The 21,174-nt window shown below is 39.7% G+C and carries 19 protein-coding genes and 1 tRNA gene; 7 read left to right on the forward strand and 13 right to left on the reverse strand.

Translation table 11 applies throughout. The features are described from left to right. Positions 1 to 31: 31 nt before the first annotated feature. From murI to msrB, 7 genes are all read right to left on the reverse strand, one after another. Positions 32 to 850: a glutamate racemase gene (gene murI / locus KPF51_RS06180; protein WP_059246138.1), complete on the reverse strand. Its 819-nt coding sequence runs from the start codon at positions 848 to 850 to the stop codon at positions 32 to 34. Beyond that, complete coding sequence (locus KPF51_RS06185) at positions 847 to 1,359, reverse strand: chorismate lyase (protein WP_005722818.1); 513 nt, start codon at positions 1,357 to 1,359, stop codon at positions 847 to 849. The genes murI and KPF51_RS06185 overlap by 4 nt, the downstream gene beginning before the upstream one ends. Continuing rightward, on the reverse strand, positions 1,352 to 3,433 hold the full coding sequence (recG, locus tag KPF51_RS06190) for an ATP-dependent DNA helicase RecG (protein ID WP_064661085.1): 2,082 nt from the start codon (positions 3,431 to 3,433) through the stop codon (positions 1,352 to 1,354). Before recG ends, KPF51_RS06185 begins: the two co-directional genes overlap by 8 nt. Beyond that, a complete protein-coding gene (gene spoT, locus KPF51_RS06195; RefSeq protein WP_064661086.1) occupies positions 3,430 to 5,553 on the reverse strand; it encodes a bifunctional GTP diphosphokinase/guanosine-3',5'-bis pyrophosphate 3'-pyrophosphohydrolase in 2,124 nt (707 codons plus the stop codon). Before spoT ends, recG begins: the two co-directional genes overlap by 4 nt. Before the next feature lie 60 nt (positions 5,554 to 5,613). Beyond that, on the reverse strand, positions 5,614 to 5,883 hold the full coding sequence (gene rpoZ, locus KPF51_RS06200) for a DNA-directed RNA polymerase subunit omega (protein ID WP_005717016.1): 270 nt from the start codon (positions 5,881 to 5,883) through the stop codon (positions 5,614 to 5,616). 66 nt (positions 5,884 to 5,949) lie between these two features. After that, complete coding sequence (gene gmk, locus KPF51_RS06205) at positions 5,950 to 6,576, reverse strand: guanylate kinase (RefSeq protein ID WP_005722822.1); 627 nt, start codon at positions 6,574 to 6,576, stop codon at positions 5,950 to 5,952. Between the two features lie 97 nt (positions 6,577 to 6,673). After that, positions 6,674 to 7,066: a peptide-methionine (R)-S-oxide reductase MsrB gene (gene msrB, locus KPF51_RS06210; protein ID WP_005717033.1), complete on the reverse strand. Its 393-nt coding sequence runs from the start codon at positions 7,064 to 7,066 to the stop codon at positions 6,674 to 6,676. A gap of 247 nt (positions 7,067 to 7,313) precedes the next feature. On the opposite strand from msrB, the gene gap reads away from it, so the two are divergent. Further along, positions 7,314 to 8,318: a type I glyceraldehyde-3-phosphate dehydrogenase gene (gene gap, locus KPF51_RS06215; protein ID WP_005717035.1), complete on the forward strand. Its 1,005-nt coding sequence runs from the start codon at positions 7,314 to 7,316 to the stop codon at positions 8,316 to 8,318. Between the two features lie 178 nt (positions 8,319 to 8,496). On the opposite strand, the gene KPF51_RS06220 is transcribed toward gap, so the two are convergent. Then, a complete protein-coding gene (locus tag KPF51_RS06220) occupies positions 8,497 to 8,628 on the reverse strand; it encodes an entericidin A/B family lipoprotein (protein WP_005717037.1) in 132 nt (43 codons plus the stop codon). A gap of 252 nt (positions 8,629 to 8,880) precedes the next feature. On the opposite strand from KPF51_RS06220, the gene KPF51_RS06225 reads away from it, so the two are divergent. Beyond that, a complete protein-coding gene (locus KPF51_RS06225; RefSeq protein ID WP_010906919.1) occupies positions 8,881 to 10,701 on the forward strand; it encodes a long-chain fatty acid--CoA ligase in 1,821 nt (606 codons plus the stop codon). Positions 10,702 to 10,765: 64 nt separating this feature from the next. On the opposite strand, the gene znuA is transcribed toward KPF51_RS06225, so the two are convergent. From znuA to mltA, 3 genes are all read right to left on the reverse strand, one after another. Beyond that, positions 10,766 to 11,848 (reverse strand): zinc ABC transporter substrate-binding protein ZnuA, encoded by a 1,083-nt coding sequence (gene znuA, locus KPF51_RS06230; protein WP_211599571.1) that lies wholly within the window; start codon positions 11,846 to 11,848, stop codon positions 10,766 to 10,768. A gap of 145 nt (positions 11,849 to 11,993) precedes the next feature. Next, a complete protein-coding gene (tcdA, locus tag KPF51_RS06235; protein WP_005722849.1) occupies positions 11,994 to 12,755 on the reverse strand; it encodes a tRNA cyclic N6-threonylcarbamoyladenosine(37) synthase TcdA in 762 nt (253 codons plus the stop codon). After that, on the reverse strand, positions 12,755 to 13,852 hold the full coding sequence (gene mltA, locus KPF51_RS06240) for a murein transglycosylase A (protein WP_005722850.1): 1,098 nt from the start codon (positions 13,850 to 13,852) through the stop codon (positions 12,755 to 12,757). The genes tcdA and mltA overlap by 1 nt, the downstream gene beginning before the upstream one ends. Before the next feature lie 235 nt (positions 13,853 to 14,087). Here mltA and KPF51_RS06245 point away from each other — a divergent pair. Further along, positions 14,088 to 14,164, forward strand: a tRNA-Met gene (locus KPF51_RS06245). 156 nt (positions 14,165 to 14,320) lie between these two features. Here the strand turns inward: KPF51_RS06245 and mpl are convergent. Continuing rightward, positions 14,321 to 15,694: a UDP-N-acetylmuramate:L-alanyl-gamma-D-glutamyl-meso-diaminopimelate ligase gene (mpl, locus tag KPF51_RS06250; RefSeq protein WP_005722852.1), complete on the reverse strand. Its 1,374-nt coding sequence runs from the start codon at positions 15,692 to 15,694 to the stop codon at positions 14,321 to 14,323. 145 nt (positions 15,695 to 15,839) lie between these two features. On the opposite strand from mpl, the gene fbp reads away from it, so the two are divergent. The 4 genes from fbp (at position 15,840) to dcuC (ending at position 20,271) form a co-directional block, all read left to right on the forward strand. Beyond that, positions 15,840 to 16,841 carry a class 1 fructose-bisphosphatase gene (gene fbp, locus KPF51_RS06255; protein WP_064661087.1) on the forward strand — a complete coding sequence of 334 codons (1,002 nt, stop codon included), beginning with the start codon at positions 15,840 to 15,842 and terminating at the stop codon, positions 16,839 to 16,841. A gap of 135 nt (positions 16,842 to 16,976) precedes the next feature. Beyond that, the gene (locus tag KPF51_RS06260) at positions 16,977 to 17,468 is read left to right on the forward strand and encodes a hypothetical protein (protein ID WP_005722854.1); all 492 of its coding nucleotides are present in this window, start codon (positions 16,977 to 16,979) and stop codon (positions 17,466 to 17,468) included. Between the two features lie 281 nt (positions 17,469 to 17,749). Next, positions 17,750 to 18,889, forward strand: a complete 1,140-nt coding sequence (locus KPF51_RS06265) for a M20 family metallopeptidase (protein ID WP_005722856.1) — start codon at positions 17,750 to 17,752, stop codon at positions 18,887 to 18,889. Further along, complete coding sequence (dcuC, locus tag KPF51_RS06270; RefSeq protein WP_005722857.1) at positions 18,883 to 20,271, forward strand: C4-dicarboxylate transporter DcuC; 1,389 nt, start codon at positions 18,883 to 18,885, stop codon at positions 20,269 to 20,271. Before KPF51_RS06265 ends, dcuC begins: the two co-directional genes overlap by 7 nt. A gap of 83 nt (positions 20,272 to 20,354) precedes the next feature. On the opposite strand, the gene KPF51_RS06275 is transcribed toward dcuC, so the two are convergent. Continuing rightward, positions 20,355 to 21,170, reverse strand: coding sequence for a hypothetical protein (locus KPF51_RS06275; protein ID WP_005722859.1), 816 nt, complete (start codon positions 21,168 to 21,170; stop codon positions 20,355 to 20,357). Positions 21,171 to 21,174 lie beyond the last annotated feature (4 nt).

The following is a 21,174-nucleotide window of genomic DNA, read 5'->3' on the forward strand; positions in this document are numbered from 1 at the left end:
AAAAAATTTGATCCATTTCAAAAGATAATCTTTATAAATGAATTCCATTTATCTTTAACAACACCAATCTCTCAAATCCCCAAAAATGGATAACCTTTTGAAACTGTGCTTCATCCTCAAAAAATTGAGTACAAAAAATAAGATTTTTCTCGTTAGTTTTAGACTGAATGTCTATCTTAGACAATAACGTTTTAACCCGTAAAGCAATCGCTTTACCAGAATCAACAAAAAAACGCACTTGTGGTAAACACCATTTAATTTCTTCTTTAATTAAAGGAAAGTGCGTACAACCTAATACGACGGTATCAAGATCCTGAATTGACTGCCAAGGCGCTAGCTCTTGCTTTAAAGCATGTAAATCAACCGCTTTGCCATGTAACTTTTGTTCAGCAATTTCGACTAATTTTGTACTGCCCAATTTCTCAACTGTGCAATCGCGAGCATACTGTGCAATTAAATCCGCGACATAGGCTCTTTTCACGGTGCCTTTTGTAGCTAATAAGCCAATATGTTTTGTTTCTGAACATTCTGCTGCGGGTTTAATTGCAGGCACAGTTCCCACGACAGGAATCGCAAAATGCGCTCTTAGTGCGGGTAATACCACCGTGCTTGCCGTATTACACGCAATCACAATTAAGTCTAAAGGGAAAGTGCGGTCAATTTTTTGACAAATTTTGAGCGTACGCTGAATAATTTCCTCTTCACTTTTTTCCGAATAAGGAAAAAACGCATTATCGAAACAATAAAGATAGTGACAATCGGGTAAAAGTTGCTTTGTTTCTTTATAAACACTAAAGCCGCCCATACCGGAATCAAAAAATAGGATAGTAGGTTGATAAGGGCTATTCATTTGACTACTCTCGTAAAAATTTGTGGTGTTAGAAATAATTCAGCAACCATCATATTCTCAGCGCCAATACTCATTAAGGCACGGCGGGCATAAAGTGCAGTGTTTTTATCTTGCGTTAATTCTAATTTTTGCCTTATACGATCAGATTGCATAAACAGCCACTCACCTAACGCACGATTGCCCAATTGTTGTAATTCTCTATGCTGCGTCAATAAAGAAGCCGGAATTAAAGTACGCGCAAAAATTAATGGTATATCTTGGCTTTTTAAGATCACTTCTCGACACCAACACGGGCATGCTTGTTTTGGAAAAAATTGACGTTCATTCTCGTTAAGCGTCGTTATCCATGACTCGGCTAAGACACATACATTCACTTCGCCAAAAGCTTGTTTTAGCTGTGTAGTTAAAGATGTGGATAGCTCTAGCCAAGAAGAAATCGACGGAAGTAATTGCATATCCGTTGAAGGCTGCCAAGTGGCATTTTGTAACAATTGGGAATAATCAGACATGCGTATAAATCTCCCGTTGATTAATCCAACGTTGGATTAATTTGGTGGCCACTTCTGGTTGCTCAACAATCAAACGACGCGCATAATACTGCACCGTAGGAATCATTTTGCGATCGCGCATTAAATTTGCCACCTTAAATTCGGCCACCCCGGTTTGTTTTGTACCAAGCACTTCGCCAGGCCCTCTGATTTCTAAATCTTTTTCCGAAATAACAAAACCATCTTGCGTATCTCTGAGGACTTGTAAACGTTTCTGGGAAATTTTTCCTAGTGGGGGCTTATACATCAGTACACAAAAAGAAGCGGTTGTCCCTCGCCCTACTCGACCGCGTAACTGATGTAATTGTGATAAACCTAAACGTTCTGCATTTTCAATGATCATTAAGCTGGCATTCGGCACATCAACACCGACCTCAATCACCGTTGTTGCGACTAACAAATCAATTTCTGCCTGTTTAAATGCTTGCATGATGTCTTGTTTTTCAGCCGGTTTCATACGACCATGCACTAAGCCAATGCGTAAGTGCGGTAGAATTTTACGAAGATCTTCAGCAATAGCCTCAGCCGCTTGTGCCTCTAGTACTTCTGATTCATCAATCAATGTACAGACCCAATATGCCTGACGTTTTTCATTCACACAGGCATGATTCACTCTAGCAATGACTTCAGCTCGTCTTTCTTCAGAAATTGCCACGGTCGTAATCGGTGTTCGTCCTGGCGGTAGTTCATCAATAATCGAGGTATCTAAATCCGCATACACCGTCATGGCTAAAGTGCGAGGAATCGGTGTCGCCGTCATAATGAGTTGGTGCGGATAATGATCAGCCTGTTTACCTTTTTCTCGTAGCATTAAACGCTGATGCACACCAAACCGATGCTGTTCATCAACGATCACCAATGCCAAATCTGAAAATTCCACCTCGTCTTGAAATAAGGCATGGGTTCCCACGACCATTTGTACTTGCCCCGTTCGAATCTTTTCCAATTCTATTTGACGCGCCTTTCCTTTGACTTTACCTGCAAGCCAACCCACTTCAATGCCTAGGGACTCAAACCAACGGCGAAAATTTGTAGCATGTTGTTCCGCTAAAATTTCGGTAGGTGCCATAAGCACGACTTGTTTGCCATTATCTATTGCAAGCAAGGCAGCTAACGCAGCCACTAAGGTTTTACCTGAGCCAACATCACCTTGAACTAAACGCATCATCGGGAAAGGATGAGTAAGATCTTGCTCTATCTCTTGGGTAACACGAACTTGTGCATCTGTTGGTGCAAAAGGTAATTGTGCCAAAAAACGCTGTTTTAAATCAGTCTGATAAGATAAAGGGTAAGCGAAAAATTGCTGTGTACCGATCCGCACTTTTTGCATCGCCAAATTATGCGCCAATAATTCCTCAAAAATCAGGCGTTGCTGAGCGGGGTGGGTTCCTTTTTCTAAGGCTTCTAAGGATACATCAGGCGGTGGGCGATGCAAAAAACGAATCGCCTCTTTTAAGCTAAAAGGATGCGGATTAAATTCATTAGGTAAGATTTCTGCAATTTGGATATTCTCAAGCACAGCCAAAGCTTGATCAGTCAGCTTACGTAATGAATTTTGTTTTAATCCCTCTGTTGTAGAATAAATTGGCGTCAAGGTTTCTTCTAAAATTAAAGGGGCATTATCGCGAATAATTTGATATTCCGGGTGATGAATTTCTGCCATGAAACGCCCACGTTTAACCTCACCAAAGGCTTTTACTCTTGCACCCGGTTGAAGACTATTTTTCATGCCCGCATTGAAGTTAAAAAAACGTAGCATAATTTTTGATGTGCCATCCGAAAGAGAAACATTTAAAATTGGGCGTTTACCAAACTGCACTTCACACGTTTGTACAACACCCTCAATGGTAGCATAAGCATCAGGACGAAGATCATGAATTGGCGTAATTCGAGTACGATCTTCATAACGAATCGGTAAATGAAATAACAAATCTTGGAGATTGTGAATACCAATCCGCCCAAGCTTGTCAGAAATGGCAGCCCCAACACCAGAAAGTGTCGTTAAAGGGACTGCATCGAGGAATTGTATGGTCATTGATTGATATTACGTTCAATATTAATAAAACCCGGAATTGCTTTGATTTTACGAATAATATTCGCTAAATGCTTAGTGTCTTTTACGGTCAACAACACGACGATTTGATATAAACGCCCTTCTTGTTCTTCCGTCCAAATACTTTGAATATTACTGCCTAAAGACGAAATCAGTGTCGTTAAATTTGGTAAAGCGCCTTGCTGATTGATAAGTTCAATACGCAATTCCGCTTCAAAATCGATCATATTATCGCTTTGCTCCCATTCCACTGGCATATAGTGTTCAGGATTGTCTTTACGATGTTTTAAATTCGCGCAAGCTTCATGATGAATCACTAAGCCCTTGCCGGAGCTCGTATAAGCAACAATAGGATCGCCTGGAATTGGGTGACAACATTGGGCAAACGTGGTAAGTAATCCACCAGCACTTTTAATTTCAAAATTCGCTTTATTGTTTGTAAGATCACCATCCGTATCAATTTCAATGGCTTCTCCTAGCAAGCGATAAGCGATTACCGCACTCATTTGATTACCTAGACCAATTTCCATTAATAAATCATCGAATGTGGCTAATTTCAGCTCAGTTAATAAATTTTGTACTCTATTTTTATCAAGATCTTCTAACTTCGTCGGTGCCAACGCACGTGTCAACTGACGTTTACCTAATGTTATCGCCTCACCACCACGTAAATTTTTAAGGAAATTACGAATATTGGTTCGTGCTTTCGCTGTCACCACAAAATTTAACCATCCCGCGCTCGGTTGAGAATTTGGTAAAGTAATGATGTCAACCGTTTGTCCTGAAGTTAAGGCTTGTGATAAAGGGTAAGATTTACGATCAACATTAGCCGCAATACAGCTATGACCGATATCCGTGTGTACCGCATAAGCAAAATCGACAGGCGTTGCTCCAACTGGCAATTCCACAATACGTCCTTTCGGTGTGAAAACATAAATCTCTTTTGGGAAAAATTCAGATTTGACACTCTCGATAAACTCAAAAGAATTTCCTACACTTTGTTGCAATTCAATTAAGCTTTGTAACCAACGTTGAGCTCGAATTTGTACTGTCGTGCTGTCATTTTTGCCACCTTCTTTATATGCCCAATGAGCTGCCACCCCCATTTCCGCCATTTGATCCATTTCTTCAGTACGAATTTGTACTTCAACGGGAACACCATGTGGACCGATCATTGAGGTATGTAATGACTGGTAGCCATTTGCTTTTGGCACCGCGATGTAATCTTTAACACGACCAGGACGAGGTTTATATAGCCCATGCATTTGCCCAAGCACACGATAGCAAGTATCAATATCTTTAACGACAGAACGGAATGCATAGATATCCATAATAGAATGAAACTGTTGATCTTTCAGTTTCATTTTTTGATAAATGGCATAAAGATGTTTTTCCCGCCCAAAAACACGAGCTTTAATGCCCACATCTTCTAATCGTCCTTTAATTTCATTGGTAATACGCTGAATCATGTCTTTACGATTACCACGCGCCACCTGAATCACTTTTTGCAACACCGCATAACGTTGTGGGTGCATGGCTTCAAAGCCTAAGTCTTCCAACTCATTTTTGATATGTTCAATACCTAAACGATGAGCCAAAGGGCTATAAATTTCAAGCGTTTCTTTTGCAATACGGCGACGTTTATCTGGACGTAGCGAGCCGAGTGTACGCATATTGTGCGTTCTATCAGCAAGCTTAATTAACACCACACGAATATCTCGTGTCATGGCTAAAATCATTTTGCGAAAGTTTTCAGCTGCCGCCTCTTTACGTGTCCGGAATTTCAACTTATCGAGTTTTGATACGCCTTCTACAATTTCTGCCACACTGGCACCAAACTCTGTTTTCAATTGCTCTTCTGTATAAGGGGTGTCTTCAATCACATCATGCAATAATGCCGCCATCACAGCTTCATGATCTAAACGCATTTCAGCAATAATCGATGCGACTGCGACAGGATGAGTGATATAAGGTTCACCACTAGAACGCGATTGTCCCTCATGCGCATCACGAGCAATAATATACGCACGTTTAACAAGTTCGATCTGTTCTGGCGGTAAATACGCCTCAATAATGCGATTTAGACTTTCAAAAAGATACAAGGGACACCTAACTTAGTTCAATGTGATTTTCTGAAAACGTTGTGCAAAATGACCGCACTTTTACTGATTAGATAATAAAGAAACAGCGTGTAATTCCGAGTTTTCTTTTTCCAACGCATCATAACGCTCTTGGGCATTCATAATCTCGTTATTAATCAACCCTTTCTCAATTTCACGTAGGGCAATCACGGTTGGTTTATCGTTATCTTCTGGTACTAGAGGTTCACGAATATGTAACTGTAATTGTCTTGCGCGACGTGCTGCGGTTAAAATTAAATCAAAACGGTTACCAATTTTTTCTACCGCACCTTGTACTGTGACACGAGCCATATATTACTCCATCTCTTATTAGTCAAAAAAATGTTAAAAAGGGGTCATATGATACTAAAGTGAGGTCTATTTTGCTAGCAATTGTTCAATCAACGCCTGATTTTGTTTTTGCTGATGCGTTAACGTTAAACGTTCGGCACGTAGAATCGCTTGAAAATCAGCTAATGCTTGTTCAAAGACATCATTTACAATCACATAATCGTATTCATTATAATGAGAAATTTCATCGATTGCTTTCGACATACGTGCGGCAATCACTTCCGTACTATCTTGCCCACGTCCAATTAAACGACGTTCTAATTCAGCTAAAGACGGGGGTAAAATAAAAATACTTTTGACATTCGGCACTTTTTGACGAATTTGCTGCGCACCCTGCCAATCAATATCTAAAAAAACATCAATACCTTTGGCTAAATTTTCTTCAATAGCAGGTAATGAAGTGCCGTAATAATTTCCGCCAAAAACCTTGGCATACTCAAGAAATAAATCTTGCTCAATCAATGATTCAAAGGCTTCAACTGATACAAAATAATAATGCACTCCCTCTTGCTCACCGGGACGAGGTTGTCTTGTTGTATGTGAAACAGAAACCATCATTTTATTGTCTTGTTGCTGATTTAATAATGCGGAAATTAATGAGGATTTCCCCGCGCCACTGGGTGCCGAAAGAATATATAAATTACCTTGTGCCATAACGTCTTCCTTTATAATGAATGATAATGACTATTATGCCGATAAATCCACGGAAAATCAGCTAAAAATAAAAAAGTGCGGTAGATTTTAAAAAAATTTAGCCTTCAATGAGCTCGCCCGTTTCGCTATCTTCAAATGCCATGGACACTGAATTAACACAATAACGTAATCCTGTCGGCGGGGGACCGTCTTCAAATACATGTCCCAAATGAGCATCACATTGACCACAACGAATTTCAGTGCGAGGGCGTGATAATGTGTAGTCATCTAAATAACGTATTGCTTCAGGTGAAATCGCTTGAAAAAAGCTAGGCCACCCGCAGCCCGCATCAAATTTTGTATCAGACACAAATAACGGTGAATGGCACACTACACAACGGTACAATCCTTTCTTTTGTTGATCTAATAATTTCCCCGTAAACGGATATTCCGTACCTTGATTTAAACAAACATGCACTTGCATTTCCGTCATATCTTCTCTTTTTTTCATGTCATTTCCTCATAAAAAACGAGCGCATCTTCTGTTTTAAAAAATAGAAAAAGATTAAACAAGCCCGACATTTTATTATTTTGACATAGATCACAAAAAGTTTATCTGCTATTGTTTTCCCCATTGTGTGGTTTCACAACTAAAAAAAAACCGTGCTATAATCCTCCGCGACAAAAACAAAAATGAAACACACCATTTTTGTTCTCTGTAACCGTTTTGTTTAACTTTAAATATAGGTGAAAATCTTATGGCAATTAAAATTGGTATCAACGGCTTTGGCCGTATCGGTCGTATCGTATTTCGTGCTGCACAACATCGTGATGACATCGAAGTAGTCGGTATCAACGACTTAATCGATGTTGAATATATGGCTTATATGCTTAAATACGATTCAACTCATGGTCGTTTCGATGGTACTGTTGAAGTAAAAGATGGCAACTTAGTGGTAAATGGTAAAACTATCCGTGTCACTGCTGAGCGTGATCCAGCTAACTTAAAATGGAACGAAATCGGTGTGGAAATTGCCGTTGAAGCGACTGGTTTATTCTTAGATGATGCAACTGCACGTAAACACATCACTGCCGGTGCGAAAAAAGTCGTATTAACTGGTCCATCTAAAGATGCTACTCCAATGTTTGTCAGCGGTGTAAACTTTGACACTTATGCAGGTCAAGATATCGTATCTAACGCCTCTTGTACAACAAACTGCTTAGCACCATTAGCGAAAGTGATCAACGACAAATTTGGTATTAAAGACGGTTTAATGACAACAGTTCACGCAACGACTGCAACGCAAAAAACTGTTGATGGTCCATCTGCAAAAGACTGGCGTGGTGGTCGTGGTGCGGCACAAAACATCATCCCATCATCAACAGGTGCAGCGAAAGCAGTAGGTAAAGTTATCCCTGCATTAAATGGTAAATTAACGGGTATGGCGTTCCGTGTTCCTACTCCAAACGTATCTGTTGTTGACTTAACTGTTAACTTAGAAAAACCAGCAACTTATGCTGAAATCTGTGCAGAAATCAAACGCGCATCTGAAAACGAAATGAAAGGTGTGTTAGGTTACACTGAAGATGCTGTTGTTTCTACAGACTTCAATGGTTGTGCATTAACATCTGTATTTGATGCAGCAGCAGGTATTGCATTAACCGATACATTCGTGAAATTAGTTTCTTGGTATGATAACGAAACCGGCTACTCAAACAAAGTATTAGACTTAGTCGCACACGTTTATAACTACAAAGGTTAATTACTAACCTAAATAAACACGAAGCCTCTTGTCAGAACAAGGGGCTTCTTTTTTGCTGTCAACAAAAACGAAAAGCTGGATTTTATAAGAAAACCCAGCTTTTTTAATCGTTATTATCACACTAAATGCGATTTTTGAACATTTAGCTTGTGATCGTTTCAGCCTACACGGCTAGGCACTATTTACTTACAGCCTGCTCTAATTTTTCACCCGCGTTTTGAATATCTTTACCGACACCTTTCGTGGTTTCACAAGCAGTTAAAGCGAAAGCAAATGTCGCAGATAAGAAAATAGCAATGATTTTTTTCATTGTAAGCTCCTATTTTTTCTATAGCATCAAATAAGTCCTCAACATAAGAACTCCTCTTCATCCTATACCATGCTTTACAAAAATGCAAAAGCTTAAATTTTTCGTCAACTCACATATCGACTTAACATACCGTTTCATGTCACTGCCATTTTCGGTATTTTTAATCAAATTTCGAGAAAAATAACTAGTTTATTTTAGCTAACAAGTGTAAGCTAAAGCGGTTAAATTCCATTCTAATTAATTAAGGACACCATGACTAATTTGAACTTACACTTTGTTAATCGCATCCGCGAACAAGCCAAGCTCTTATTAAATGAAACTGCCCTACGTTACCACACGCCTTCAGGTTGGGAAAATATCTCTTGGCACCAATTTCAACAGGATCTCGACACCTTTTCTTATGCGCTCTTAGCCAATCATATTGGGGTACAAGATAAAATTGCCATTTTTGCACATAATATGCCACGTTGGACTATCGCTGACATAGGGACAATGCAAGTACGCGCTGTTGTTGTGCCAATCTATGCGACAAGTGCCGCCAAACAAGTCGAATATATCCTTAACAACGCAGATGTCAAAATCCTCTTTGTTGGTGATCAAGAAGAGTACAACTGTACGCTAGAAATCATCGATGCTTGTCCACAAATACAAAAAATTGTCGCCATGAAAGACAATTTGGACTTAAAAAATCATCCTAAAGCTTGTGATTGGCAAACTTTTTTGCTCGAGGGAAGCCCACTCCAACAAACAGCTCTGCAAGAGCGTCTTGAACAAAAACAACTGACAGACTTATTTACTTTAATCTATACCTCGGGCACGACGGGAGAACCGAAGGGCGTGATGTTGGATTACGCTAATCTTGCTCACCAATTAAAAGCGCATGACGAAGCATTTACTACACTCAATGTCAGCCAATATGATAGCTCGCTTTCTTTCTTACCGTTATCCCATATCTTTGAACGAGCCTGGGTTGCTTATGTTTTACACCGTGGTGCAGTCAATTGTTATCTTGAAGATACTAACAGAGTACGTGAAGCTCTTAGCGAAATTCGCCCAACCCTGATGTGTGCTGTGCCACGTTTTTATGAAAAAATTTACACCGCCGTTTGGGATAAAGTACAAAAAGCACCTCTCTTCCGTCGTATGATCTTCAATTGGGCAATTGCAGTTGGACAAAAACGTTTTCAGTTTATTTCACAAAAGAAACCTATCCCTTTTGTACTACGGCAACAATATGCGCTAGCCGATAAGTTAGTGTTATCTAAATTACGTCAATTACTCGGTGGTCGCATCCGCATGATGCCTTGTGGCGGTGCAAAATTAGAGCCTAACATTGGTCTGTTTTTCCACAGTATTGGTATTAATGTCAAGCTCGGCTACGGTATGACAGAAACCACGGCTACCGTATCTTGCTGGGAAGAAGGGCATTTTGAACCAAATTCTATTGGTACATTGATGCCTGGTGCAGAAGTCAAAATTGGGGAAAATAATGAAATCTTAGTGCGTGGCGGGATGGTCATGCGTGGTTATTATAAAAAACCACAAGAAACTGCTGACAGTTTTACAGAAGACGGATTCTTAAAAACTGGTGATGCTGGGGAATTTGATCCACAAGGTAATTTATATATTACAGATCGTATCAAAGAGTTAATGAAAACCTCCAATGGAAAATATATTGCTCCACAATATATTGAAACCAAAGTGGGTAAAGATAAATTTATTGAACAAATTGCAGTCATTGCGGATGCCAAAAAATATGTCTCAGCGCTTATTGTACCTTGCTTCAATAGTCTTGAAGAATACGCCAAACAATTAAATATAAAATATCACGATCGTTTAGAACTCATTAAACATTCTGATATTCTTCAAATGTTTGAACAGCGTATTAATGATTTACAAAAAGAATTGCCTAGCTTTGAGCAAATTAAAAAATTCACTTTATTACCTCAGGCATTTACCACAAAAATGGAAGAAATTACTCCGACATTGAAACTCCGTCGTAAAGTGATTTTGGAACGCTATAAAGCACAAATTGAAGCGATGTATAAAGAATACACTCATAAAAAAGACTAACTTGCAATACACAAAGGGCTTCCAAACAGAAGCCCTTTATTTTTGCTAAAAATGACCGCACTTTTTACTTGCTTAAGCAAGCAAAGTAGCTGTCCGCCGTATATTGTAAGAAGTTGGCATAAGAATTAACGCCTAACTTGACCGCATCGCCCATCGGATCTAAACGACCTACATGTACACCGGTACCTTTACTTAAACTTTCAATTACTTTTGGTGTGAATTGTGGCTCCGCAAATAAGCAATTCACTTTATGTTCTTTAATTTCCTGCTTAATTTTCGCTAACGTCTTAGCCCCCGGCGCCACCAACGGATTAATTGTGAAATAACCGGTTTGTTTTAAGCCATAAGCATTATTGAAATAACTATACGCATCATGGAAAACATAAAACCCTTTTTCTTTAACTGGTGCGAGTTGCTGTTTAATTTTCTCGCTTTGTTCAGCTAAAGTGCGGTTAAATTCTGCCAAATTTTGCGCAATTTTCTCTTTTTTCTCTGGATAAGCTTCCGTTAAACGTGTTGCTAAGCGTGTCGCGACAATTTTGCTAATCTCTGGCGAATACCACACATGCCAGTTAGTACTGTGATCATGATCGTGTCCATGTGCGTGGTCATGTTTATGCTCATGGTCGTGTTTGTGATCGTGGTCATGTTTATGAGCATGGTCGTGTTTATGAGCATGGTCGTGTTTATGAGCGTGGTCGTGTTTGTGATCGTGCTCATGTTTGTGCTCGTGGTCATGCTTATGATCGTGGTCATGCTTATGATCGTGGTCATGCTCATGTTTATGATCATGTGCTTCACCTTCAAGCAAACCACCAATTTCCGCAAAATCAGCAATACTTAACACCTTTTTAAAAGGCATTGGACGTAATGTTTTATCAAGGAAAGCATCAATATCTTCCCCGACCCACAGGATTAATTCCGCCCCCTGTAATTTTTGTATATCTGAGGGTTTTAAGCTGTAATCATGTGGTGAAGCACCCGCAGGAACTAATACTTCAGTGTCTGTTACCCCATCGGCAATCGATGAAGCAATAAAACCTAATGGTTTAATCGAAGTCACAATCGTCGCATTTGCCACAGTTGCTAAAGAAGCAATACTTGCCGCTAATGCGGTTTTTTTCAATGTCTTAATGAAACCTGCCATTTTTCTTCCTTCTTTTGTAAGATTGACAACAAAAATTTCGGATTAGCCTACTCTTTTTTCATGATAATTGCCATCTTTTTTTTAACTAAAAAATAAGTTGAAATAAAAAAAGGTGAAACGTCATTCACCTATTTCGGTTTTCTGCTTAACGTAACAGTTTATTAATAACACGAGAAACCGCAAAGAATCCAAAAGTTGCAGTCACCATAGTGGCAGCACCAAAGCCATTGGCACAGTTCATACTTGCTGATACTTCACAATTGCCATCCACGTTGGGAAAAATTAAGGGTTGTGTGGAAAACACACAATCAATACCAAATTTTCGTTTTGGATTTTGGCTAAAATGGTATTCCTTACGTAATAAGGAACGTACTTTTGCTAAGAGCGGATCTTGAATCGTCCTACTTAAATCGGTAATTTGGATCTGAGTCGGATCGGTTTGACCTCCTGCTCCACCAACGGTAATCATGTTAATTTTATGACGTTTACAATAAGCAATGAGTGCGGCTTTCGTTTTGACATGATCGATCGCATCAATGACATAATCATAGCCTTTCGATAAATAATCCGCTAAGTTTTCGCTGGAAATAAAATCATCAATAATCGCTACTTCACATTCAGGATTAATTAACGCAACCCGCGCTTTCATCACTTCTGTCTTTAATTGCCCAATGTTGCCAGAAAGCGCATGGATTTGGCGGTTAATGTTGGTCACGCAAATATCATCCATATCAATTAACGTCAATTTGCCCACACCTGAGCGCGCTAATGCCTCCACACACCATGAACCGACGCCACCAATACCGATGACGCACACATGAGACTGTTTTAAACGAGTAAGCCCTTCAGTACTGTATAAACGTGCGATCCCACCAAAACGTTGTTCATAATTATCCACTCTCTCCATTATTGTAATACCCACACACGTCCATAATGTTTTGATAATCCTGCAATATGACCCGCGTCATCGCCAATCCCACGATATAAATCAAAGTGATGCCCTTTCACTGCCCCACCCACATCAAGCGCGACCATCAAATACATTTGATGCTCACCTGTCCAATTACCGTGTTTATCCATTTGAGGCACTTCCACCAAAAGCAAGCTCCCTAAAGGCACAACATTTCGATCTGCCGCAAGTGACGCCATCGGTACTAAAGGCACACCGGCTGCACCTTTGACTTTACCGTAAGGATCATTTTTAAAATAAACATAAGATTCATTGCGTTCTAATAAGGCTTGTAAGCGAGAAGGATTCGCTTTTGCCCAATCACGAATCGCTTGAATCGACATTTTCTCTTTAGCAATTTCGCCATCTTCTACTAATAAACGTCCGACACTGGTATAAGGAAAACCATTTTGTCCAGCATAAGCAAAATAATTTAGCTTACCGTCCCCAAAATCCACATAGCCACTTCCTTGAACGCCTAATAAAAAGTTATCTAACATAGAATCACTGTAAGCCAGCTCCAACCCTTTTCGTGCTAAAGCACCTGCATACACTTGGGCTCGGGTTACACGTTTTTGTTTAGGCAACGCGTAAATAGGTTGATTATACTTCCCTTGTTGACTACGGCGAGCATGAATAACCGGAGAATAATACCCCGTCATTAAAACATTTTGATACCCATCAAAACCTTTCATTAATTGCAGCTGAATACCAAATTGTGCTAAATCATGCATATTACCACCTGCTAAGATCCAATTGGTCACTTTGACATAGCTGTGATCGAATTGATTGGCGAGCTTATTCGAATAGCTACGCACATGTGATAATTGGGTCAAAAAATCACCTTGATTAATCACCGCACTTTGATTTTCTACTTTCGCGACCGGAGTAAACACTGAGTGTTGATATTGACGCCCCTCGTATTTTGCACCAAATTTTTGCGGATCAGCCTGATTGTTTCCTGCACTTCCTCTAGGCTGCGAGCTACAAGCAACCAACAATGCTGCCGAACAAAGTGCGGTAAGTTTGACTAAATTTTTTGTCTGAAATAGCATATTCTTTCCCAAATAATAATGAGGCATTAAAGTTGCATACGCTATCAGAAAACTGGCTAAAAATATAGCCTAGCGCAGTGCTTTTTCTTCTCTCTGACTGAACGCAAATTACAGTACCAAACGATAAATAAGAATAAAAAACATACATATCGTTTATTTTTATAACAAACGAAACTCTTTATTTAATTTTTTTGTTGCAATAATTTTTTAAGCGCGTATATTGCACCTCCACAGACGCGGGGTGGAGCAGCTTGGTAGCTCGTCGGGCTCATAACCCGAAGGTCGTCGGTTCAAATCCGGCCCCCGCAACCAGATTCAAGAAAAGCCGTTAGTTCAATACTAACGGCTTTTTTCTGCTTTGTTTCTATCAAAAAAAACAGACTCACAAATCACAAGCATGAAAGTCTCTCTCAAACAAATAAAGGCAAACTCACGTTTGCCTTTTATACTTTCATTTAAGCAAGTACTTTATTCTGTTTTTAAAGCTAACTTGTCTAACAGTTTTTGATGGATCCCCCCGAAACTGCCATTTGACATCACCAAAATATGATCTGTTGGTTTCGCTTCATCAGCAATCATCTCCACCAACTTATCAAGATTCATATTCCAAACTGCTGGCTGGACACACTGACTCACAATATCTACCACATCCCAACCAATATTTTCAGGCTGAAATAAGAATACGTTATCCGCTCTACCTAAAGCAGGCGCAATCTCGTCTTTATGCACGCCCATTTTCATAGTATTTGAACGTGGCTCAAGTACTGCCAAAATACGCACGCCCCCTCCAACTTTGTCACGAAGTGCGGTCAATGTTGCCAGAATTTCTGTCGGATGATGAGCAAAATCATCATAAACCGTAATGCCATTAACTTGCCCTTTCACTTCTAAACGGCGTTTCGGGCTAATAAACGTGGCAAGTGCCTGACATGCCTCAGCAATCGAAATCCCGACATGATGTGCCGCAGCAATCGCCATTAATGCATTGTGCATATTATGTTGACCGACGACATTCCAATGCACCTCTGCCATTTTCTCGCCTTGGTAGAAAACACCAAATTGCGTGCAATCATGGCTGATCCGTTCAGCATACCAGTCTTGATCCTGACCTAAAAACTGTTGTTGCGACCAACACCCCATGTCTAAGGTTGCTTTCACATTCGGCTCATTCGCCACAGAAAGAATGCGTCCACTGGTTGGCATCGTACGAATCATATGATGAAATTGGCGCTGAATGGCTTTCAAGTCATCAAAAATATCCGCATGATCAAATCCGATATTATTAATAATCAAGGTTTTAGGATTATAATGGACAAATTTAGAACGTTTATCAAAAAATGCCGTATCATACTCATCGGCTTCAATCACGAAATAATCACTTTCCCCAAGTCGAGCGGATATACCAAAATTGCCCGAGATCCCCCCAATTAAAAAACCAGGTTTAAGACCACACTTATCTAAAATCCAACTTAACATGCCAGTTGTTGTAGTTTTTCCATGGGTACCCGATACAGCCAATACCCAACGATCACGCAACAAATGATCATGTAACCATTGTGGACCTGAGGTATAGGGTAAATGATGTTCCAATACATATTCTACGCAAGGATTACCGCGTTTCATTGCGTTACCAATGATCACCATATCCGGCGCTGGCTGTAATTGTGTCGGATCAAAATGTGGAATAATCTCAATTCCATTTTCCATCAAAAATGTGCTCATTGGCGGATAAACATGGGTATCGGAGCCTGTCACTTTATAACCAAGTTGTTTCGCAATCATGGCGACACCGCCCATAAACGTGCCACAAATACCTAAGATGTGGATATGCTTTACTGTCATTTTTTTATCTCTATGTCATCTATTGTCATAAAAAATGTGTCGAAGATCACATTGTTAACATTCGACTTTTCTATGATAAACCTAAGGTTGCTATAATAAATCAACTCATCAAATGAGTAAATTTATTAATAACAAGGATTAACATATGAAAACGTTGGGGCAATTTATTGTTGAAAAACAAGCAGAATATCCAAATGCAAAAGGGGAACTTAGTGGGATTTTATCCTCCATTCGATTGGTCGCAAAAGTGATCCATCGAGATATCAATAAAGCAGGGTTAACAAATAACATTATTGGTACATCAGGGGCTGAAAATGTGCAGGGCGAAACCCAAATGAAATTGGATCTGTTCGCACATAACACCATGAAACAAGCCTTAATCAGCCGTGAAGAAGTCGCCGGTTTTGCCTCTGAAGAAGAAGAAAATTTTGTTGCTTTCGATACAGAACGTGGACGCAATGCCAAATATGTGATTTTAACCGATCCCCTCGATGGCTCTTCCAACATTGATGTTAACGTTGCAGTCGGTACAATCTTCTCTATCTACCGCCGTGTTTCACCTATCGGCACCCCTGTGACTTTAGAAGATTTTATGCAACCTGGTCATCGACAAGTTGCCGCCGGTTACATCGTTTATGGTTCTTCAACCATGTTAGTGTATACCACAGGTAATGGGGTTAACGGGTTCACTTATGATCCGTCATTAGGGGTATTCTGTTTATCCCATGAAAATATTCAAATTCCTGCGAATGGAAAAATTTACTCAATCAATGAAGGTCAATATTTGAAATTCCCGCAGGGAGTAAAAAAATACATTAAATATTGCCAAGAAGAAGATAAAGCGACACATCGCCCTTATACTTCTCGCTATATCGGCTCACTCGTATCCGATTTTCATCGTAACATGCTGAAAGGTGGGATCTATATTTACCCAAGTGCAACGAACTACCCGAACGGCAAACTTCGTTTATTATATGAAGGTAATCCAATGGCATTTTTAGCGGAACAAGCAGGCGGTATGGCGAGTGACGGTTATCAGCGTATTTTAGATATTCAACCGACGGAATTACATCAACGTGTGCCACTTTTCCTCGGTTCTAAAGAGATGGTGGAAAAAGCACAAGACTTTATGAAAACATTTGGCTAACGCCGAATGTAAAGAAATTAAAAGAGCCCTCAATTCATTTGACGGGCTTTTTTTGATTGCCTATTATATCGCCACATCAGAATAGAGGCGATTTACTTTTGTTTTATTTTTTTGCTTTATTTAGGAAAGTTAATTATGTATTTAAAAAAAATACTGATGTTAGGGGGACTGATTCTGCCACCGCTCTTACTGTGGAGCTGTGATCAAAATGTTTCACCTTTAACTATCATCAAACACCAAGAAGAAACACAATCACTGAAGTTATTTAATAATACGGTCAAAATTATGCCGGCAGAACGTTATATTACACAAGATGCGAATAACAATGATCTTGCAGCAATGACTTACCATATTCAAAATTTAAGTAACAAAGCCATCAAAACGATTCTTTGGAATAGTGTGTATATTTTGGACTCAAATTCACTCTATACGCATGACTTACCTATTACATTTGACTCACCATTGGTTCCACATGGTGAACAAACTATTGCTGAAACGGTGCCCGTCAATAATATTCCTAAAAACAACCGACCGTTAGTGCTAAACCCTAAAAGCCCAATCAAAGTGATTATTATTGCAAGAGAAATTATTTTTGATGACGGCAGTAAAATCATTGTATCAAGATAAGAAAAAACAGCGTTTTATATAAAATATTATTTCAATAAAAACACAACATCTCATTTAATTCTTTGTTTTTTCATGCTCATCTCTCCGACCTAACACAAACCGTATCACCTTGTTCAGCTTCCTCTACACATTTCTGTGATCACACTCTCAAATATCAGTCTTTTTTCACAGATTACATTGCTATTTTCTGACCGAATATGTCACTATGCCTATTGAGTAATATTGTGCTGTTTGCTTTTTAATTTGATTTTACATAAGTCATAAATAAGAAGGAAAAGTCTATGATATTAAATGCCTTTCTGAAAGATCTAGAATCTCTCGTCAATATTGATAGCTATAGCTATGATCCTGTTGGTAAAGCACGTGTTGTCCAATTTTTTAAAGAAAAATTCCAGTCCATTGGTTGGCTTGTAGAAGAACGTTTTCTTGATGAAAAAGTGGGCTCTGCGCTGATTTGTAAAAATACACCTTCTGATACATTTGATGTGGTTTTATCAGGACATATGGATACCGTGTTTAAAACTGGAACAGTCAATGAACGCCCATTTAGAATTGAGCAAGATAAAGCTTTTGGACCGGGAATTGCTGATATGAAAGCCGGTCTCTTAGCTGGATTTTACGCTTGTAAACAGTTAACCGAAGAAAATGCGCTACAAAATGCAAAAGTTTGCGTGCTTTTCAATCCCGATGAAGAAATTAGTTCTATCTTCTCTCGCCCATTGTTAGAGGACTATGCGAAAAAAACACGCTATGCCATTATTCTAGAAGCCGCCAGAATTAACGGTAACCTAGTCAACGAAAGAAAAGGGATTGGGAAGTATGTAATTGAATTTTTTGGCAAATCTGCTCACGCGGCAGTCGATCCACAAAACGGAGCAAATGCCATCAATGCGTTTATTCGTATCGCGCAAGATTTACTAAAAAGTACCGCGCCCGACAAAGGTACCACGATGAACATTGGTACTGTGGAAGGAGGGACCACGCCAAATACTGTACCTGACTATGTCAAAACACAAATTGATTGTCGCTTTACTTGTCTTGAGGAAAGTCAACGACTCAATCAACTTATTTACGCCCTAAATGACACGGTGACCGAAGAACGCGTCAAAATCAAAGTGACAGGGGGTATTACTCGTCCACCTTGGCGACGTACTGAAGCCGGTCTTCAATTCTGCGCCGCCGTCGATAAAATCAAAGAAAAACTCGGCATACAAGCTGAATGGGAATCTACTGCCGGTGGTTCTGATGGGAATTTCTTTGCAGCACTCGGTGTCACTGTCATTGATGGTATGGGACCAAGCGGTGGAAAATGGCACAGTCCTGATGAATACTTAAATATCGACTCCATCGAACCGAGAGTCAAACTCGTATCTGAAGTCATAAAATATTGTACTCAACATAAAGGAGACACGTCATGCTAGGACTACTGCTTGGATTAGCGGTAACCATTCTTGTTGGTTATCTCATTGTCAAAAAGTACAAAGCACAATTTGTGTTACTGTGTGGTGGTATTATCTTGATGTGCTTTGCGGTGCTATTTGGACTGGGTGAAATTCTGCCTGCCAATAAGTCAACTGGTTGGGTCGGTTTCGATATTTTTGAATTTATCAAAAACCTATTTAGTACACGTGCTGCCGATTTAGGTTTAATGATTATGGCTGTCGGCGGATTTGCCCGTTATATGGATAAAATCGGTGCCAGTGAAGCGTTAGTGAATATTGCAGTCAAGCCACTCAACGCCATTAAAGCGCCTTATTTAGTCTTGGCTTTAGCCTATATTGTTGGACAAATCCTCAATATTTTTATTCCAAGTGCATCAGGACTCGGTCTTCTTTTAATGCTCACTATCTTCCCAATTTTAGTCAATTTAGGAGTAAGTCGAGAAGGTGCAGCTGCGCTTATCGCGACTACGGCCTGTTTGGATTTAGGTCCCGCATCTGGTAATGCGGTATTAGCTGCCAAAACTGCCAATATTGACATTGCGGAATACTTTGTCGGTTATCAATTAAAATTAGCCATTATCACGATGTTAGTGATTTCAACCTCGCATTTCTTCGTGCAAAAATGGTTTGATAAAAGACAAGCCCTCACGGGTGGTGGTTCTGAATATGACGCAAGTCTAGAAGTTAACCTTGACAAAAAAGACAAGCAAGCCTCGCCGGTACCTGCTGTTTATGTCCTGCTCCCCCTCCTACCTTTAGTTCTCATCTTAACCTTTAGTAAATTATTGGTTAGTAGCATTAAAATGAATGTTGCCACCGCAATGATCATCAGCTTATTTATTGCTATGCTATTTGAGTTTGTGCGCAAAAAAGATGTCAAACAGGTATTTGCCGAAATGCAAGTGTTCTTTGATGGTATGGGAAAACAATTTGCAGCGGTAGTCACCCTAATTGTGGCGGGTGAAACCTTCGCTAAAGGGTTAACAGCTGTCGGCGCGATTGATACCATTATTTCAGGTGCACAAACCTTTGGCTTTGGTGTTTTCTTAATGACATTAGTGATGGTCTTAATTATTGCCCTTTCTGCTATTGTTATGGGTTCAGGGAATGCGCCTTTCTTCGCCTTTGCCGCTTTAGCCCCTAAAGTCGCTGGTGGATTAGGTATTTCCCCTGTCTTGATGGTTCTCCCAATGCAACTGGTAGCGGGTATTGCAAGAAGTATGTCGCCAATTACGGCAGTCATTGTCGCGGTATCAGGTGTGGCGAATGTGTCACCGTTTGATTTGATTAAGCGTACCGCATTGCCAATGGCCTTTGCCTTGATTACGGTATTCTTGGGTACTTTCCTACTCTACCACTAATTATCTCTTATCATTCGGGCGTACAATGTACGCCCGTTATTTTTGTGACCGCGCTCTACTTTATCTAAACACGGCTATTTCTCTTATTGAATAAAAGCAAAGCTAGCCCAAAGTGGCAATGAAGCGGACATAAATAATAAAATGCTCAGCGTTGTATAAGAAAATGCCCATTTTTTAAAGATATGCACCGCGATAAACATAGCGATCACTAAATGCAATACAAAATACAACACGAATGCTAGCTGATTGACAAAATCCACGACACTTGAAAAATACAGTAGCAAGCTCAACACACTTATCGCATTCAGTAACAACGCAATCAGCATCAAGAAAGGCAATAATCCAATAAACCCTTGTAAACGATTACGTGAAATCACTAAAGCAAGGTTCGCCAAAATAATCCCGACTAATACTTGCGCAAACAGACTATATTGTCCCCAATAACGTGGCGGAATCTCAATAAACATCAAGCAATAGCAAAGACAGCCAACGCCACCTATTAAGCTCGCGATAAAAAGCATGGAACGACGTAACTTCGCTTCCTCAGGCTGTTGCCAAATCGCGATAGCAACGGCAATACCACATAAGCTCAACATATCAGTCAAAATAAAATGGTAGTTAGAAAAAAGACTTAATAAAAGCCAAATACCCCAAAAAATGACAAAATAAAGATTCACTTGGCTTAAACGCCCCCGTTGTCCGGGACAAATTTGCCCTTTTGTGAAGACCAAAATGCAACACAGTTGTGCAATTAAGACAGCAAAAGCGAGATGCGAAATTGCCTTGGCTTGTGAAGACAGAAACAGTGTAAAAATATCGGTACTGAGCAATAACAGTATCGGAAAAAGCGAGAAAAGTGCGGTCAAAATCGACGATGTTTTTTCTTCTGACATAATCATAGTT

Origin of the sequence: Pasteurella sp. XG20 (assembly GCF_018968665.1) — a bacterium.
In the GTDB taxonomy this organism is placed as follows: domain Bacteria; phylum Pseudomonadota; class Gammaproteobacteria; order Enterobacterales; family Pasteurellaceae; genus Pasteurella; species Pasteurella multocida.

What these genes read in the sequence shown, in the direction of transcription:
- mltA (WP_005722850.1), bottom strand. Translation starts at nt 13,852, where the DNA reads ATGCTATTTCAGACAAAAAATTTAGTCAAACTTACCGCACTTTGTTCG.
- KPF51_RS06185 (WP_005722818.1), bottom strand. Translation starts at nt 1,359, where the DNA reads ATGTCTGATTATTCCCAATTGTTACAAAATGCCACTTGGCAGCCTTCA.
- recG (WP_064661085.1), bottom strand. Translation starts at nt 3,433, where the DNA reads ATGACCATACAATTCCTCGATGCAGTCCCTTTAACGACACTTTCTGGT.
- msrB (WP_005717033.1), bottom strand. Translation starts at nt 7,066, where the DNA reads ATGAAAAAAAGAGAAGATATGACGGAAATGCAAGTGCATGTTTGTTTA.
- KPF51_RS06260 (WP_005722854.1), top strand. Translation starts at nt 16,977, where the DNA reads ATGTATTTAAAAAAAATACTGATGTTAGGGGGACTGATTCTGCCACCG.
- KPF51_RS06225 (WP_010906919.1), top strand. Translation starts at nt 8,881, where the DNA reads ATGACTAATTTGAACTTACACTTTGTTAATCGCATCCGCGAACAAGCC.
- fbp (WP_064661087.1), top strand. Translation starts at nt 15,840, where the DNA reads ATGAAAACGTTGGGGCAATTTATTGTTGAAAAACAAGCAGAATATCCA.
- gap (WP_005717035.1), top strand. Translation starts at nt 7,314, where the DNA reads ATGGCAATTAAAATTGGTATCAACGGCTTTGGCCGTATCGGTCGTATC.
- KPF51_RS06220 (WP_005717037.1), bottom strand. Translation starts at nt 8,628, where the DNA reads ATGAAAAAAATCATTGCTATTTTCTTATCTGCGACATTTGCTTTCGCT.
- tcdA (WP_005722849.1), bottom strand. Translation starts at nt 12,755, where the DNA reads ATGGAGAGAGTGGATAATTATGAACAACGTTTTGGTGGGATCGCACGT.
- gmk (WP_005722822.1), bottom strand. Translation starts at nt 6,576, where the DNA reads ATGGCACAAGGTAATTTATATATTCTTTCGGCACCCAGTGGCGCGGGG.
- rpoZ (WP_005717016.1), bottom strand. Translation starts at nt 5,883, where the DNA reads ATGGCTCGTGTCACAGTACAAGGTGCGGTAGAAAAAATTGGTAACCGT.
- dcuC (WP_005722857.1), top strand. Translation starts at nt 18,883, where the DNA reads ATGCTAGGACTACTGCTTGGATTAGCGGTAACCATTCTTGTTGGTTAT.
- KPF51_RS06275 (WP_005722859.1), bottom strand. Translation starts at nt 21,170, where the DNA reads ATGATTATGTCAGAAGAAAAAACATCGTCGATTTTGACCGCACTTTTC.
- murI (WP_059246138.1), bottom strand. Translation starts at nt 850, where the DNA reads ATGAATAGCCCTTATCAACCTACTATCCTATTTTTTGATTCCGGTATG.
- KPF51_RS06265 (WP_005722856.1), top strand. Translation starts at nt 17,750, where the DNA reads ATGATATTAAATGCCTTTCTGAAAGATCTAGAATCTCTCGTCAATATT.
- znuA (WP_211599571.1), bottom strand. Translation starts at nt 11,848, where the DNA reads ATGGCAGGTTTCATTAAGACATTGAAAAAAACCGCATTAGCGGCAAGT.
- mpl (WP_005722852.1), bottom strand. Translation starts at nt 15,694, where the DNA reads ATGACAGTAAAGCATATCCACATCTTAGGTATTTGTGGCACGTTTATG.